The following is a 15,798-nucleotide window of genomic DNA, read 5'->3' as shown; positions in this document are numbered from 1 at the left end:
ACCACGTATGGGGTGGACAACCGCGGCCGGAGACGCTTTACCCGGCTGGCTGATGCAGGGACTCAACTTCGGGGCGGCATACCCGAAGGGCAATGCGGACGACCTGTTCGCGCTCGGTGACGCGTGGAAACATGCGGCAGCCGAACTCGAGAAACTCGAACCGGCGTTGAAGAGTGTCACCAACCAGGTCCCCCAGTACTACGTCGGCGATGGCGGGGTCGCCGTGTCCAAAGAGTTCTCCACGCTCTTCGACGCCAACGACGTTCATTCCATCCCGAAGCTCATCGAGAGCTTGCAAAGTCTCGGTCACGACGCCCGTTCCACCGCAACGGAAATCGAGTACGCAAAGATCCAGTCGGAGATCTTCGCAGTCATGACGCTGTGGACGGTTGTTTCGCTGATGTCGTCTCTGTGGGGGTCGGCCGCGGTCCCCGCCGTTCTCGCGACGGCGCGGGCAGCGCTCGCCAAGTTCGCGGCGGAGGTCCTCGAGCGGATCAGCGCAATCGTGGCAGAATCAGGGCTGAAAACCCTGGCGTCACCGCTGATTCGCGAGATCATCGTCCCACTGGGCGAGCGAATCGCTCCTCTTGGCGAGAGGCTCGCTCCCCTCGGTGAGAAGCTCACTGCGGCCGGCGATAAATGGGGGGCGCTGAACCAATCCATACTCGAGCGCGGACCACTGGTTCGCTACACAGTCGCCGCCCTCAAAGGCGGAGCAATGGGTGCCGGGCTCGACGCCGGCACTCAGCTAGCCCAGATCATGGAGGGCCACCGCGATGACGGCTTCGACCTGAAGCAGACCTTCCAAACCGCCATTCAGTGGGGCGTCGGCGGCGGGCTCGGCGGACCCGGGCACGACCTCATGGCCGCGAAGCTAAAGGACAGCACTCTCCCGAAGTGGTTGGGCGGCACCCTGACCGGTGGAACAGGCGGCATCACGGGTGCGCTCGGTATGTACGGCGCCGGCCTCGGAACCCAGCTCTACGACAACAAGGGCGACTGGAACAAGGTCAACAAGAGCTTCAGCCCGCAGTTGCTCATCGGCGGGCTCGCGATGGGCACCATGGGCGGTGCCGACCACGGACTGACCGAACATCCCGCTGCGACCCAGGCCGCAACCCTCGACTCGGCACCCAAGGAAGTGGTCAACAGCGGCCCTGCAACGGTGGAGAGGCCCGGCGTTCCGCAGCTGCAGAATGCCGTCCACCAAACCGATGTGCACTCGGATCCTCCTGCCGAGACGCACCTTTCGAATAACGGCGCGACAACCGCGCCGGCTGCGCAGACCCATCAGCCGAACGCCGATACCCGCGTCGGCGACGCAGCCCGACCGGCAGCGGACACCGCGAAACCCGCTGAAACCGGCAGGGCCCCGGACACCCAGACAAGACCGGCGACGCCGGTCGACCGCGCCGCCGCGCCGGCTGCTCTCAAGGACGGCGGGCCGGCACGCCCGACAATCGACAGTCCGTCGCGTGCGGCTGCCGGCGCACCCAGTGAGCAGCGGGCGAATCTGGTTGCAAGCACCCAGGACAAGCCCGCCCCCGGCCCAGCAGCGCGGGCGCCCGAGGTCCGCACCGCACCGGAGGTCCGGCCGGTCAACGCCGAGCCGCCACATCTGACAGAACGTGTCCCCGACCTCGCAGTGCGAGCACCCGAAACACCAACTGTTACAACGGGGCCTGAGGTTCGACCCACCAGCGCCGAGCCGACGACGCTGCAGCCGGCGGCACGCCTTGCGGAGGCCAACCCAGCTCTGACAGATACTCCGCAGCCGGACAATGCACCCGCGCGCACAGCGCCGATACCGGACGGCGGCACCCCCACTCGGCAGAACCTGGACGACGCCAAGCCGCGGGCAGACCTGCCCAAGACCACATCGGTCCCTGATCGGGCGGGCCCGGCCGACGCCATGAGGAAGTCGGATCAGGATCCCGGCACCCATCCCCTCGGCAACGAAAATCACTCGCACGGAACCGATCCGAATGCCGACGGTCCGAATCGGCCGTCCGAGCACGACAATTCCACTCCGGACGGACCGGTGCCGGTCTTCACCACACCGTTGGACCCAGCAGCCGCACATCCGTTGGAGATTCGACACCGCATCGACCGGGCAACGGGTGTCGAGTCCGACCCCGCGCTCGCCAAGTCGAAAGCCGAGTTCGAAGACTTCTACCGGGATCAGAACGCAGAAGGCGCCAAGCCCACTGACGTCACCCCGCGCGACGATGGATCGAACACTGCACCAACACTTTACGAGGCCCGCCGCTTCAGCTACGAGCCCGACGAGAAGCTCACCACACTCACCGTCAAGGTGCACCTCGACGAGGTCGGGAGCGCCCCGACCGCCGACCTGCACGAGATCACCGACAGACTCCACAACACCACGGATCGCATCTTCAACAACGGCGATCGGCTGCTGAGCGGAGACCACCTCAGGGTCGAGCTCGAATTCGTCGACGATCCGGCAGCCGCGCATTTGAAGGTGTCCGTGAGCGCGCCACACGAGGCGACGGATCCGCACGTCTGGAACCGTGACACACCATCGGATGCCCTCGCCGAGAAGCTGCGCGAACACTTGGGTCTGCCAAAGGACGACCACCCGCTGACGGACATCGACCTCCGTCACATCAGCAATGACATTGCCCTCGCCAACACAGACAATCGCCTGACCGGTCTCCCCGGGACACGAACAATCGGCCCTGATCGATTGGGCGACCTGGAACTGGAGCAATACCAGTGGGATGTCGAGGACGCATTGCGCGACGGCGATCGCTTCCTGGTCGGCGCTGATCCGCGGACAAATCCCTACGGCGAGCTCATCAACGACGGTGGCGCACATACGGATGTGCGCAGTTTCAACTGTCTGGACCTGAGTCTCTCCGCTTTGTCGTCCTTCTACGGCGATCCTCGAGTTGGCCTCCCGCGCTTCGAGGACTTGCTCCCCGACGGATCATTCAATAATCAAGGCGAAGCAGGCGGTATACAACGAGCGGAGTCCTGGCTGGGAAGCCAAGAACTGAGCTGGCACCCAAACAGCGGAGTGACCGTATCCGACCAGTTTGCCTGGCTACACAACCATCTCAGCCAACAGGGCGAGCTCTCTGCCGCGCTTGTCCACAACACATGGAAAGCTCTCAACGCAGACGGAACACAACAGTTCGACGCCTACGGAAATCCGGTCATCAACGGGTCACACGCGACGGTAGTCGTCTATCCGCGCGGCGCGTCAGGTCCGGTGTGGTGGGATCCGCAGGCGAAGCTGATGTCGGACACGCCACCGGCGTGGATGGTCGATGAGTCGGCTTCGCTGTCTTTCATAGAAGTCGACCCGAACGGAGGCATCAACGGTGCAGGAGTTGCACACCAGGGAACAGGTGGAACAGTACCTACGGCAGGCCCGGATCATTCCGCAGAATCGAGAGATCGGCCTGAAGCAGACCGAACACGCCTGGGTCTGCTGGACGATCCTGACACCGGACGAGTCGGCCCGAGCAGCCACGACACCGGGGACGGGAGGCTGCCTGATAGTGAACTCCACGACCGGAGTGGTCACGAGCCACGGCAGCGCGATGCACCCTCTGACCTGGGGCGAGATGTACGACGCGGCGATTCGGACCGGCAAGCCGATCCCCGGCCCACAGATCTACCCGCATCGGTGGAAGCTGAACATCCAGCAGACCAGCCAGAGCCCAACAGAGGTCGAGTACCTCGTAACCCCGACCTCCCTGACCGACCCACCGGAACCGACCACGGAATTCCAACTGACCATGGCCAAGGAAACCCTGCGCGCCCGCACGAGCCTGACCGGACTCCCGGAACAGGCCACCCAGGCGATACGCGCGGTGAAGATCGGCCGGCAGAACGGAATCTGGCCGGAACACCTGACGAGCGAGTATTAGAACGATCTGATTCGGAAAACGCAACCGAGAAGGCGGTCTGGCCGGCAGACGAATCGGCTCCTGTCCGCACGAGCACCTATGAGCAGGAGAACCTTCCGGTCACGCCTCACAACGAAGAGGCCAACAAACCGGATCTCGCAAATCGTACGGCGACGGACGTCGAGCACCCGGAGTTGCACAGCGAAGGTCATCGGCTCGAGAGCCCGACTACCGATGATGCCTCGCCGGACTACAGCAAGTGGTCTCCGCGTCCCGACGACGACTGGTCACGGATGGACGCGCGAGAGGTCTCGGAGGAGCTCTTGCGCCGTTGGGGGGTCGAGACAGTCGGTTTCGACAACCCTGGGTTCCACCCAGAAGTCGTGCGCGAGTTCGCTCGTGCCGTCGATGACCTGCTGACCCGGTATCCGGATGTGGATCTGCCGCGCGTCGTCATCGAACCGATGTCGGATGAGTACTACGCCGAAGCGGTCCGGAATATCAGCCCGGATGGCCAGATATCCACCAGGATGCTCGTTTTGAACGAACTCCATGCCCTGGACCCCGAGGGGATGGCCCGCGATTCGGCGGAGGACGTGGCCGGCGGGCACCTGGTAGCAGGTTCTGACGAACGCCCGATCCATTCGACGCTAGTGCACGAGTTCGGCCACTCCATCTACTTCGAAGGCCAACAACACGCAGGAAAAACTGCCGGCCGAGCCTTGCTGGACTACTACACGTCCACCCGCAGCGAAGTAGACATGGATGCGTTCGAGAAGTGGGTCCGCCAGCTCAGCGGATACAGCTTCCGCGAAGACGGCCGATTCAATCCTGCTGAGGCCTTGGCCGAGGCTTTCACCGACGTCGAGTTGAACGGTGAAGGCGCGACCGAGCCCGCCAAAGTGCTGTATTGGCACCTCCTCGACAATGCCGAAGCACACAGCGTCAGGCCGAACGGCTTCACCCGCCTGCCCGACGACATGATCGCGCGGCCCAGCGGCCCTGACATATCGGAACACTCCATCACGAAATCTGCTGACTCCACACACCTTCCAACGACCGAGGAGGGCTCGGTCCGCTCGGGCCCAGAGCCGGACACTGGGACCTCGGGGCCAGAGCATCCGGATACCGTGCCCCACTCCACGACTCGGCCTCGGGAGCTGCGAGATGGATTCGAGGACCTTCGCACACGAGCGACCGAGATTTTTCACGCCTATAGCGATCCAGCCAGAACCGACGAACTGGCTGATCTGCGCCAGCAGTACGCCGACAAATTCGATGATCTCGGCCTCCGCAACCCCGAAACTGCAACCCCGACTTGGCAACTGCTCCACGAACACGACCCAGCCCTAGCCGAGTACCTCAACGACAGCGCCCGTCATCTACTGCCGGCGCCCCACGATGACGTTCCCCCAGTACCGGTCGCAACCCGAGCGAACGAGCAGGACCACGCTGTTGCGGCACCCGACCCACGAAACGAACAGGTTGCCGCCCTCCCCCCAGCCCACTACGCGCCAATGTTGCGCGAAGCCGTCACAAGAATTGCGCACGCGCTTTCGGATCCGGTCAGAGCGCCGGAGCTTCCGGACCTCCGCACCCGTTACGCAAATGTGCTGGATCAGGCCGGCTTACGTGACCCCAGAACCACCCACGCCGCCTGGGAGTTGCTGAAATCGCACGATCCGGAGCTTGCGAACTATCTGGGGCAGAACCACGACACCCTCCTGCCACGTACTCACGAGACCGAGGTTCGCCCCGATACCGAGCACTACTACCGGTCCCGGCATGAGGATGAACATCCCCACAATCCGGAAGTGATCGTCCGCCAAGTCGATGTGAGCGATCAGGACATTCAGCACCTGATCGAGCTGCATAGCGCCGCGCGCCAGCTCACAGGGGTGGGGTGGAAAACTATGGGCGGAGCTCTCGAATTCCACATCGGCGGCGAATCCGGAGCATTTGCAGGGTTCAGCGGCCAGAAGAACGTGGCTGCGAACGCACCCCGCGGTAGCCAAGTGCCGCCGATTGCCCCACCGGTCCAGGAGAACCGACTCACTCCAGACGGCTTGCCCTCGAGCAGCTTCCGATCGAACGACGCAGAGAACAACATGCTCGAACACCTCATCGACACAGTTCTGCGAGACCATCCCCTCAACTCGGAGGGTGTCAGCACAGCGAGCGGGAAAATCCTCCTGTTCTCCGAACAATCGCCGTGTGACTCATGTGCCGCCGTGATCGACAAGTTCCACCGCATGTACCCCGGGATCGGTCTCGAAGTCGTATACGTGACTCCGTATCCGCCCGTCGTCAAGGACCGACCTACGCTGAGACCGGTATAAGGGCAACAACGAACAACCAGGAGAGGATTGCGAGATGGCGTCGATGAACGAGCTCTTCCAGCCTGTGATTCAATCCGGCTTGGTGACACCGCAGGCCGTGCGAGGCTGCACCGACGCCGAGATCGAGGAGCTGATGAGAGCTCAGGGTGTTACCACCCTGCCTGGTTCATACCGCGAGTTCTTAACTTATGGCGGAAAAGACCCGTACTGGCTCAGCCGCAATGGCGAATGGGATTTCAACTGGCTACTCGAGGCCAAGGAAACTGCTCGCGAGATTGTTGTCGAGGATTATGAGGGAACCTTCGAACAGTTCTCGGATTCCTTTGTTTTCCAGACCCACCAAGGTTACATATTCCAATATTTCGCTGCCGAAGATCTCGAGGCAGATGATCCGAATTTCTGGATCTACGAGGGCGACAAACCACCACAGCGAAGTAAGGTAACCTTCACAGGCTGGCTGAATGAGTTGGTAGAATTCCTGCCCCGCGTGGTGGAACTTCGGCGGGATCTCGGATTTTCCTAGCTGACAGTGGCGTCAGAGGTTCGGCCAGTAGTGCGTTTCGATACCGATGTGTCTCGTCTTCAGCCACTCGTTCGTGCACGCCTACTGTGTGCGCTTCGATCGCTCTTCACGCTCTTTGATGTCACGTTCCCACTCCGCTCGCCAACGCTTGGTATTGCTGCCGTCCAACTGCCCAGCGAATGCGTGACGAGCAGCTTCGACGAGTTCCTCGGAAGCATTGGGGTAGGCGCGAGCGATCGCTAGCAGCGCATCCTGGGTTTCATCGTCGAGCCCAGTTTCGCTGGAAAGTCCATCCCCGGCCAAAACCTGCGACAAAACGCGTTCGAAGCTGCTCTGCAACTGTTCCCTGGTGGGATAGCCACGCCGCATACCCGGTCACCTCCTCGATCGAACCGACCCTCAGCATTACACATGACTCTTGCCTCTCGATCGCGCCGAAGACAGCCGGACTCGTCGGTGATGGCGTGTCTCTCCCGAGTTCAGTGGACATCACCAGTTGTGAGCCTCTGAGACTCCGGCCCAAAGGAGTAGGAGCACTCCCCCGTAGGCCAGCATGCTCGTCAGGCCAATGGCCTTCAGGGCCTTGTAGATCGGGTTGTCCTCGTCGATGCGAGGGCTGAACTTGATCAGGGTGAGTAGGGGGACGTGGCGGTCGGAGCCGTCGCCGCCATCCGGGAGGGTGAAGACCGCAATTATGAGGAGGATGTCGGCCAGTTCGATCAGCGGATGTTGTTCGGGAGTCGAGAGCGACGCGGCTAGAAGGAGTGGGCCGCAGACTATGGCGATGGGGAGGCCGAGGGTGCCTAGGGTGATGAGGATCAGCCAGCCGGGGGCCAGCAGGCGGATGAGGATCAGGGCCAGGATCAGGGGCCACTGCCAGGCGACTATCGACATTCGTGAGGGTCAGCTGTCTTGGGTGAGCCAGGGTGGGAGGGTTGGGTCTGGTTGGGGTTTGGCGGACTCGGTTGAGCGTGTGCTGATGGTGGCGATCAGGGTTGCTAGGCCGCCCAGGAGGCAGAGGGCGCCTACTCCGCCGCAGATGTAGCCGGTTCGTTTGGCGGAGGCTTCTTCGTCGTTGGCGCTGTTTTGTTTGCCGCCTGAGTGGACGCATACGTCGCCGGACTTCATTGCGCTGCCGGCGCATACTGGCCCTTGGTTGGCGGAGCCGAAACCTATGGCGAGCATCACAGCGCCGAAAACGATGACGCCCAGGACGCTGAGGATGCCTTTTCCACCAGATTGTTTGTGCGCCAAGCCCCCAGCCTTCCGTCTACAACGTTCGCCGGGCCCCTATCACCGGCGTATCGCGATCATCGCACATGCGGCGGCAGGGCATCGGTGCGGCTACGGTGGATGGGCTTTGATCACTCGACCTCAGGGGGAGTCGTGGGCCAGTCATCTGTGCAGGACGCCGAAAACCGGCCGATCGCTGACGCATCCGCTCGAGCGGGGCTCGGGGAACGCGTTGCGGTTTATCTGCCGACTCCGGCGAACTGGCGGGCGATTCAGCGGATGTCGCTTGCTTTCGTTGTGCTGGTGGTGATTACGGTGGTCGGCTTTGCTGTTCATGTCGAGTTGATCGAGGCTGCCATGTATCCCGCGATCATCCTCGGGCTGGCGATCGTCATGTCGACGATTCAGGGGGTCTACTACGGTAATCGCAATGAAGGCGTGCGGCTCGAGCTGTTCGAGCACGGACTGATCTTCTTCTCCCGGAACGGACTTCGCACGGTCCGATACGCGACCGCCGAGGTCATTCAGGACTTGGTCAAAAATCAGCGGACCGGGCGGGTTACGCAGACCTATACGCTTCGGGACGTCGAAGGTAACCACTTCGCAATGCGCGAAGGGCTGGCCAAGCCCGAGGAGTGGGGGCCGCGGATCCAGGAAGCTGTGGCCGTGCACCAGATGCCTGCCGCCTTGGCCGCTCTGCAGGCCGGGCGGCAACTCGACTTCCGCGAAATCTCCATGAATGTCAACGAGGTAAGACAGCGCAACACAGTCGTGCCGTGGGCGGAGATCTCCGGACTGGAGATCACGAAGGGCAGTCTGCTGGTCAAGACCGCTGACAATCGTCCCGCCATTCTGACCGATATTCGGGCAGTTTCGAACTTCAACTTGGTCTATGCGCTGATCAAGCGCTTTTCGGGGGTACAGCAGTGACACACGCGGTGCAGAGCGGCGTTTCGGGGCGCAACTCCGGTGGTCAGCGGGCGGCGGGTGCGTTACTCATCGCCGTTGCCGTACTGGTTCTCCTCGGGACTGTGCTGATTTTCGGGGACCTCGCTGCGCGGATCTGGGTCGTCGCAGCTGGTCTGTGCATCGTAGTTTCGGGCATTGCGGGAGTCCTGCTGGTTGCGGGAAAGGGGTCTCGGAGTCGAATCGTGCCGTGGCTCGGCACTCTTTCGGTGGGCTTAGTACTCGGCACCACGTTTCCCGACCAAGTCGATCAGATAGCGGGCTTCGCCACCGGTGGTGGATACGTTCGCATGCGAACCGATGCTGGTTTCTGGCCGTATATGCTCGCCGATCTACTCGCCATCGCCGCCCTGGTCATGTTGGCACGGGGCGAGAGCGGGCGGGTGTCACATATCGGCGGCGGGCGAGCCGCGAGCAGAATCGCGGGCGCATTTCTGGCACCGGCGGGCATTCTGATCATCCTCGCTCCACTGGCAACGGTGAGTCAGTTCGGTTTTCCACTCGGCGACTGGCTGCAGCACCTTTTCGATGGCCGCCCGTTCTACCTGGCCGGGATGGTATTGATCCTCGTCGGTGTGGCGACGATCGGCGTCGCAATCGCACTCTTGGCAGGTCTGGCGTCACGGAGCAGGGCGGTGCGGATTACCGGATCTGTCACCGCAGCAGCACTTTTCGGAATAGCGCTGGCCGATGCGCTGACAGCGATCTTCTGGAAGATCGGCTACCAGGTCGGGGAGATCGGCAACATCGGGAAGGACGGCTGGATGTATGCCGTGGCCATCCCGCTGTCATTCGCCGCTGTCGTCGCCAGTCTGGTCGCTGATCTCGAAACGCCTCGTGCGCAAGCGGTCCAGCAGCCAAGACATATGGCGGCCGCCGCGCAGCAGCCGAGCCACCTTGCCGCGCAGGGTGTTCCATTCGGAACTCCGCAACCGCTTGCGACACAGCCCCCTCGGATGGCCCGCGTGTACGACGGCCGCGATGAGAACGGTCGGCCCACCGTCAGTCGCCCGCAACTCAATCCGAACATTCGGGCGGCCTTGCTCGCCTACCTGGAATCTGCGCCAATAGTGCTGGCGGCGCGCAGTTTCGATGCGGATGAGTTCGTTCCGGGGGAGCGCGATGTGCCGCTCAACTTCCGGACCGATGGGGTGTGGGTGTGGGCCGGGGCGGTGCCGCATTATCTGATCAAGCATGGGGTGCCGCCGGAGCCGGATCTGGTGCGGCACATTGCTGATCGTGGGTATCAGATGGGGCTGGTGGATGAATCGGCTCGGCAGGCGGCGGTTCGGGTTATTACGAGTGCCTGATTACCAGGCGTCCAAGCCTTCCTCGTCCATTGCTTGCAGGACTTTCGCGATGCGGTCGTCGAGGATCGAGGTCAGGCGGGCGGGGTCGGCGGGGAGGGCTCGGGCGGGGTTTTCGGTGATGGCGTAGCGGCCGTCGTCGGCGAGGTCTCGGTAGCGGATCAGGTGGTGGGTGATGCCGCGGGGGCCGTAGGCGGATTTGCCTTGGACTATGTGGATTTCGCCTGCGGTGGTGGCGGGGGCGGTGAGGAATTCCTTGGTTTTCGAGGCGTCCGTTTCTATGCCGGCTGCTATGCGGGAGTGGCGGAAGTCGTGGTCCAGGTCTTCTTCGTCGGTTACCAGTTCGATATCGCCTCGGGTGCCTCGGTCGACCCTCGGTAGGGATGCCACGACGACCGAGGCCAGGTCGTAGGGGTCGCATTCATGGATTGTGTAGCCGCCGCGGCGCCAGTGGGTCGGGCCTGGAAGTTGTTGTATTACATAGCCTTTGCGGGCTTTTCGGAGGGCGCGGACTCGGATCATCGGGCCCACGGTCCAGCGGGCCTGCTCGTCCCAGCCGTAGACGGTGAGGTAGAGGTCCGGGTCGGAGATGGTGTCGAAGGCCGTACGGAAGTCGCGGTCGAACCGGCGGCTCAGGGTTTCTCGCGCGGCGCGTAGTTCGGCTTCGAATTCCTCGGCGGTTCTAGTCGCGGAGGTGAACATGAAAGGGTCGGGTAGATCTTCGCCCAGCTGGTCCATCCACAGTACGTAGAACTCCGCCTCGCTGAGCTGCCAGTTGGAAGTCACTGGTCCGCCTGAGAGTCGGCGGGGGGCTGGTTCTGGTTATCGGGTGGCGGGTTCTTCGGGAGGAGACCCGCCTCCTGTAGAGCGGAGACCATGGACTGCACCATGTTCGAGCCCTGGGAGGCGAGCGACTCGACGGCCTTGGCGCCTTCCTGGACGAGTGTGTTGACCGACGACGTGATCGGGTCGGTGGCGGTCGAGGGGGTGCTCGGGTTCTCCGTGGTGGGTGCGGTCTGGCTGGGGTCCGTGGTGCTTGGCTCGGTCGTGCTCGGCTCGGCGGCTTGCGGGTGGTAGGTGGTTTCCACTGTCGGTGCGGGGTGCGTGTCCGGTGATTGGCGTGTGTCGGTCGGCGCGGGGGCGGGCTTTTCCTGGGTCGGGGGCTTGTCCTGGGTGGGAGCCTTCGGTTGGCCCGCGATGGTCGAACTCGGGTCCGGGAGGACGGGAATCGCTGAGCTCGAGTCCTTCACGCCTTCGCCGTACCAGTCGTCCCAGGCCCGGCGCAGGTCCCGCAGGGCCTGGTCTACCGCGGACTGCGAAAGGTGCAGTCCACCGCCGATGCCGGTGTCGTAGGTGTCGGCAATGCCGGTGTGCGGGAGGAAGGTCTGGAGTTTCTTCAGCCAGCCTTCGGCGAACGCGAGGTTGGCGCTCATGATCTCGACGGAGCTGACCAGCGTTCCCACGTTCTCGAGGTACTTCTTGACCGCGGTCTTGGCGAGTTTCGCCGATTCCGAAGCCCAGACATCCTCGGCGGCGCCGGCCTGATACTCCTGGAGATACCGGTTGGCGGCCGCGTAGAAACCGCTCAGCTGTGCGCCCAGATGCTGTCCCGCCGTGTGCCATTCCTGCGCACGGGAGCTGAGCTTGTCGAGGACCTTCGAGGCGTTGATGTACTCCCAATGATTGTGGAAGTCGTCCCACTCGTACTGCACACCCGGTTCCGGCACGATCGACGTCCCCTGCATGACGGTGCCGTTCTTGCCTGTCATGCCCGCGAGGTCGATCTGCTCCTGAGTGCCGGCGAGCAGGTTGCCGTAATCCTTCTTGGCCGTGCCGGACCAGGAGTAGCCGTTATCGGTCCCACTCCATTGCGACGCTCCCCATCCCGGAAGTGGCACCTGGTCAACGGATTTCGAGGGTGATACGAGCCCTGGCTGGCCGCCCGCCGAATCCGCCAGACCGGACTGCCCGCCGCCGGAACCCATACTGGTGAACTTCTCCGATACCTGCTGCTGGGTGAAATTCCGTGCGGACTCCGCGTCGGTGTGCGTGAACAGCCCCCCGGCCGCGACGAACGTCTCCCCCATCTCCGTCAGCACACTCCGATGGCCGGGCAAGATGCTGTCGACCAGCTGCTTCGCCGCCGCATTGAACGCATCCGCCAGCCGCGCCCCGGAATTCCGCTGGTTCAACGCCGGCACATCATCCTGCGCGGTCATGGTCGCGATGGCCGACTCCACCACCTGCAGCATCTCGGCGCATTGCTGCGCCATGACCGTCGCCGCACCGGAATTGAAGGAAACCCCGGCCCGCGCATCACTCGCGAGCCCGGTCAACGCATCGTCGCCCACGGCTGCCCTCCTGCTGGATCCCGTTCGCAGCCTAGCGATTCGGACAATCCGACGCCTACCGGACGCCCACGCTACTGTCCGGGGCCCAGGCGCGCATTGAGCGCGGAAGCCCGTCCGAACTCGTCGAAATCGACCGTTCCGCCGATGACCGCATGGTCGAAAGTGAGGTGCGCGAGGTCCGCGGTGAAGGTTGGGTTGAGCCCGCGCCGGCTGAGGTAGCTGTGCAGCGCACGGCGGTGATCCCGCAGCACGATCTCGGCCAGACCGGCATTGAGCACTCGCATGACCCGGGGCCCGGACGGCGGCGGCAGCTGGAAGTCCGGATGCTCCACCAGGAACGCGGCACGTGTACCCGCCGCATTCACACCGCCGCTGTAACTCGTCCAACGGCCGCTCAGCACCTTGGACGCCTCCATCATCGCGCCCGCCACCAGAACCGGAGTCGGCTCCTCGAACCAGAAGGCATCGAACGGCACCTCTTCATCGGCCAACTCATCGATATCGTGCGCGATCCCGAAGTTCCGCAGCGACCGCGCCAGCCCCACCACCTCCTCCGGATACCCGGCGGGATTCGCCCACGACCACAACCACGAACTCGGCCCCGGCGCCGCCGACCCCAGAAGATGGAAGTCCGTGCACACCTTCGTCCCGAACTCGGTCTCGAAGGCGAAGCGGCCCTCGTTCAGGTCGACATCCCAGGAATGCTCACCCAGCACCTCCGCCAGATGCAACTGATGCTCATACGACAGCAACGCCGCATCATCCATCAGGTCGGCAAAGACAATCGCGTCAGACATGTTGTCTACCTTGGCCTACTCACGGTTGAGGGCGGCCGCGTAGGTGTCGCGGAGGGCTTCCAGGCGAGGGCGGGTGAAGCGGCCGGGCTCTTGGCTGTAGGTGTCCAAGCCACGCTGGGAAGTGAAGGCGGAGTGGGGGATTCGGCCTTCGGTTGCGGGGATGAACTTCAGGGTTTCCTCGACGGCGGCCAGGGCGGTGGCTAGAGCGTGGCGGGCTTTGCGGCGGGCCGCGTCGTCCAGGCCTGTCAGATCCGCGGGGGCTTGGCGGATGGCTATGTCGGAGTACCAGAGCCATTCGCCTGGGTCGAGGAGTTGGGAGGGGTCGGTGGCGCCGAAGCGGACGGAGTCGGCGGGTGGGGGGAGGATTTCTTCGGGGAGGAGGAATTCGTAGTGGCGAGGGGTGGCGCAGGTGGGGCATTGGCCGGTGTAGCGGCTGGCGAGGACGCCGTTGATGTTTATGACGGCGCTGCGGAATTGGCAACGGGATTCGCCGCAGGTGGGGCAGGGCTGGAGGGTGAGGTAGAGGCGGGCCTCGGCGTTGGTTCTGGCCAGCGGGAGGGTGTCGGGCATGGGACTCCTTTCGGCCGGGGGCGCGAGCGCGGTCGGGGTTGATCTTGCCAGGCGGGTGGCGGATGTGTCGCGTTCATGTTGTGTTCACCGATCGGCTGTGGGACAGTCGGTTTTGCTGTGCTGGTCACGGCGTTGTTGCTCGGAGCTACTCGGTAGGGGCATGTGATGACCGGGAGATTGAACGCTGATCCGGCCGCGGTGCAGTCGGCCGCGACCATCGCGGGGGACATTCAGGCACGGCTGACGGCGATCGCGAATGCGGCGCGGCAGGCCGTCGCGCCGGGGAAATCCGCCTGGGGCGACGACAGTTTCGGGAGCAACTTCGCCAACGGGGCCAAGGGATTCGTGACCGGCGCCGACAACCTGACTTCGGGGACCGACAATCTGGGGACGTCGTTCGGGAATCTGGCGGACGGATTGAGCACGTCCTCGCAACACCTCACCGGCATGGAGCACGGCAACACCGGCAGCTTCGGGTAGGCGGCACCAGATGGTAAGGGAGCAAGGGGAATTCGCGAAGGCCGCCATTCTGGAAGGCCTCACGCAGCAGATGCAGGAGATCGCGGAGGCGTCGCGGCGGCGGACACAGCTCGTCGCCAGCGCGAGCGCCGCGAGCGGGCGGGTCACGGTCACGGTGAACGCCGACGGCGTGGTGATCGCGACGCGGTTCGGCTCCGATATCGACGAGCTGTCGTACGAAGAGATCGCCAAGGCGGTGACCAGCGCCGCACAGCAGGCCGCCGAGCAGGTGAGACGACAGGGCCAGGAGCTGTTGCGGCCCTTGCGCGACAAGCGCGCCGCCATGCCCAGACTGTCGGAGCTCTTCGAAGGATTGCCCGATCTGGAAGCGACGGCGCCCACCGTCGAGCCCGCCTCGCTCGCACCGCCCAAGTCCCGCGAACGGCTCGCACGGCTCACCGAGCCGGCGCCCGACTTCCGCAATGCCGTGGACTACGAGGAATGGAGCTCCGAGCAGAACGACCGGGGAGCCACCAGCTCCGGCTGGTGAATCACTCGGGCGCGCGGCGCAATTCGGGGTAGAAGTCGCGCTGGAACGGCTGCAGCTGCGAGATCGCCAGCTCCCCGCCACCACGGCAGATGGGACACACCCGCTCGCTGTTGCACTCCGGACAGCGCCTGCGCTTGCCGTCCGGACCGGCCAGCCAGCCGCGGCCACCGCATTCGGGGCACCAGCCCAGGCCGTCGCACTCATAGCAGAGCACGTATCCCGGAGTGACGGTTTCGGAAGTCCGCACCGGGTCGGGACGCTGGAAATCGCTCGTCTCCAGTACCAGCGCCGGTGTCGCGGCCTCGTACATCACGCCCGAATTGTTCTCGCCCGTGCGGATTTCGATGCCGATGCCCTCCCGGCTACCGGCTACCACCAACCGACGCTGCTCACCCGCGATCCGCTCCGACGTCGTCACCGCCCAGCCGCCCGAGCCGAGCAGAGAAGCGGCATGCTCGGCGAGAGCGGCGGCGGTGACGCCCGCGGGCCGTTCACCCCGGAAGACGACCGAGTAGTGATAGCGCGGAGGTTCGCTCCAGTCGGCGACCGTGGGGTCGTTCAAAAACAGCAGGCGCAGATCCGCGGCAGGAGTGAGCGCGGTGATGAGCTCGACCAGCTGCGTGCGCAGGATCCCGCCCAATCGGTGCAGTTCATCGCGTGCGCCGGGAATGTCGCTCATGCCGCCTCCTTCTCCGCCGGACCCTATCACCGCCGGGTGTACGCACCCCGGCCACCGGCAACCCATCGAGCGTTCGTGTTGAGTTCACCTACACCCCTGTGGCACAGTCGTTCTGGCCAAGATCAGATCAGATCAGATCGGCG

The 15,798-nt window shown here is 64.0% G+C and carries 13 protein-coding genes; 6 read left to right on the top strand and 7 right to left on the bottom strand.

Features of this window, described 5'->3' with window-relative positions; translation table 11 throughout:
* Positions 1–7 precede the first annotated feature (7 nt).
* Both ACH438_RS18065 and ACH438_RS18060 read left to right on the top strand, forming a co-directional pair.
* On the top strand, positions 8–6,220 hold the full coding sequence (locus tag ACH438_RS18065) for a toxin glutamine deamidase domain-containing protein (protein WP_397006494.1): 6,213 nt from the start codon (positions 8–10) through the stop codon (positions 6,218–6,220).
* A gap of 34 nt (positions 6,221–6,254) precedes the next feature.
* Positions 6,255–6,743 carry an SMI1/KNR4 family protein gene (locus ACH438_RS18060; RefSeq protein ID WP_397006492.1) on the top strand — a complete coding sequence of 163 codons (489 nt, stop codon included), beginning with the start codon at positions 6,255–6,257 and terminating at the stop codon, positions 6,741–6,743.
* A gap of 81 nt (positions 6,744–6,824) precedes the next feature.
* On the opposite strand, the gene ACH438_RS18055 is transcribed toward ACH438_RS18060, so the two are convergent.
* Positions 6,825–7,112 carry a hypothetical protein gene (locus ACH438_RS18055; protein ID WP_397006490.1) on the bottom strand — a complete coding sequence of 96 codons (288 nt, stop codon included), beginning with the start codon at positions 7,110–7,112 and terminating at the stop codon, positions 6,825–6,827.
* 120 nt (positions 7,113–7,232) lie between these two features.
* Entirely contained in the window at positions 7,233–7,637 is a 405-nt protein-coding gene (locus ACH438_RS18050; protein ID WP_397006488.1) for a hypothetical protein, read from the bottom strand.
* Positions 7,638–7,844: 207 nt separating this feature from the next.
* Between ACH438_RS18050 and ACH438_RS18045 the strand changes: the two genes are divergently transcribed.
* Together ACH438_RS18045 and ACH438_RS18040 are read left to right on the top strand one after the other, a co-directional pair.
* Entirely contained in the window at positions 7,845–8,906 is a 1,062-nt protein-coding gene (locus ACH438_RS18045) for a DUF6585 family protein (protein WP_397006486.1), read from the top strand.
* The gene (locus ACH438_RS18040) at positions 8,903–10,252 is read left to right on the top strand and encodes a hypothetical protein (protein WP_397006484.1); all 1,350 of its coding nucleotides are present in this window, start codon (positions 8,903–8,905) and stop codon (positions 10,250–10,252) included. Before ACH438_RS18045 ends, ACH438_RS18040 begins: the two co-directional genes overlap by 4 nt.
* Here ACH438_RS18040 and ACH438_RS18035 read toward each other — a convergent pair whose 3' ends face one another.
* From ACH438_RS18035 to ACH438_RS18020, 4 genes are all read right to left on the bottom strand, one after another.
* Positions 10,253–11,035: an ESX secretion-associated protein EspG gene (locus ACH438_RS18035; RefSeq protein ID WP_397006482.1), complete on the bottom strand. Its 783-nt coding sequence runs from the start codon at positions 11,033–11,035 to the stop codon at positions 10,253–10,255. It lies immediately after the preceding gene.
* Positions 11,032–12,600 (bottom strand): hypothetical protein, encoded by a 1,569-nt coding sequence (locus tag ACH438_RS18030; protein WP_397006480.1) that lies wholly within the window; start codon positions 12,598–12,600, stop codon positions 11,032–11,034. Before ACH438_RS18030 ends, ACH438_RS18035 begins: the two co-directional genes overlap by 4 nt.
* 71 nt (positions 12,601–12,671) lie before the next feature.
* Positions 12,672–13,397 carry a DUF6882 domain-containing protein gene (locus ACH438_RS18025; protein ID WP_397006478.1) on the bottom strand — a complete coding sequence of 242 codons (726 nt, stop codon included), beginning with the start codon at positions 13,395–13,397 and terminating at the stop codon, positions 12,672–12,674.
* 15 nt (positions 13,398–13,412) lie between these two features.
* Positions 13,413–13,967: a hypothetical protein gene (locus ACH438_RS18020; protein ID WP_397006477.1), complete on the bottom strand. Its 555-nt coding sequence runs from the start codon at positions 13,965–13,967 to the stop codon at positions 13,413–13,415.
* Between the two features lie 165 nt (positions 13,968–14,132).
* On the opposite strand from ACH438_RS18020, the gene ACH438_RS18015 reads away from it, so the two are divergent.
* Both ACH438_RS18015 and ACH438_RS18010 read left to right on the top strand, forming a co-directional pair.
* Positions 14,133–14,447 (top strand): hypothetical protein, encoded by a 315-nt coding sequence (locus ACH438_RS18015; protein ID WP_397006475.1) that lies wholly within the window; start codon positions 14,133–14,135, stop codon positions 14,445–14,447.
* A gap of 10 nt (positions 14,448–14,457) precedes the next feature.
* Positions 14,458–14,976: a YbaB/EbfC family nucleoid-associated protein gene (locus ACH438_RS18010; RefSeq protein WP_397006473.1), complete on the top strand. Its 519-nt coding sequence runs from the start codon at positions 14,458–14,460 to the stop codon at positions 14,974–14,976.
* Between the two features lies 1 nt (position 14,977).
* On the opposite strand, the gene ACH438_RS18005 is transcribed toward ACH438_RS18010, so the two are convergent.
* Complete coding sequence (locus ACH438_RS18005) at positions 14,978–15,655, bottom strand: hypothetical protein (RefSeq protein WP_397006471.1); 678 nt, start codon at positions 15,653–15,655, stop codon at positions 14,978–14,980.
* Between the last annotated feature and the right edge of the window lie 143 nt (positions 15,656–15,798).

The sequence above is a fragment of the Nocardia sp. NPDC020380 genome (assembly GCF_044386975.1).
Classification (GTDB): Bacteria; Actinomycetota; Actinomycetes; order Mycobacteriales; family Mycobacteriaceae; genus Nocardia.
Note: the sequence above shows the minus strand (reverse complement) of the source record. Positions and strands in the feature narration are given on the sequence as shown.

What these genes read in the sequence shown, in the direction of transcription:
- ACH438_RS18065 (WP_397006494.1), top strand. Translation starts at nt 8, where the DNA reads ATGGGGTGGACAACCGCGGCCGGAGACGCTTTACCCGGCTGGCTGATG.
- ACH438_RS18060 (WP_397006492.1), top strand. Translation starts at nt 6,255, where the DNA reads ATGGCGTCGATGAACGAGCTCTTCCAGCCTGTGATTCAATCCGGCTTG.
- ACH438_RS18055 (WP_397006490.1), bottom strand. Translation starts at nt 7,112, where the DNA reads ATGCGGCGTGGCTATCCCACCAGGGAACAGTTGCAGAGCAGCTTCGAA.
- ACH438_RS18050 (WP_397006488.1), bottom strand. Translation starts at nt 7,637, where the DNA reads ATGTCGATAGTCGCCTGGCAGTGGCCCCTGATCCTGGCCCTGATCCTC.
- ACH438_RS18025 (WP_397006478.1), bottom strand. Translation starts at nt 13,397, where the DNA reads ATGTCTGACGCGATTGTCTTTGCCGACCTGATGGATGATGCGGCGTTG.
- ACH438_RS18020 (WP_397006477.1), bottom strand. Translation starts at nt 13,967, where the DNA reads ATGCCCGACACCCTCCCGCTGGCCAGAACCAACGCCGAGGCCCGCCTC.
- ACH438_RS18015 (WP_397006475.1), top strand. Translation starts at nt 14,133, where the DNA reads ATGACCGGGAGATTGAACGCTGATCCGGCCGCGGTGCAGTCGGCCGCG.
- ACH438_RS18010 (WP_397006473.1), top strand. Translation starts at nt 14,458, where the DNA reads ATGGTAAGGGAGCAAGGGGAATTCGCGAAGGCCGCCATTCTGGAAGGC.
- ACH438_RS18005 (WP_397006471.1), bottom strand. Translation starts at nt 15,655, where the DNA reads ATGAGCGACATTCCCGGCGCACGCGATGAACTGCACCGATTGGGCGGG.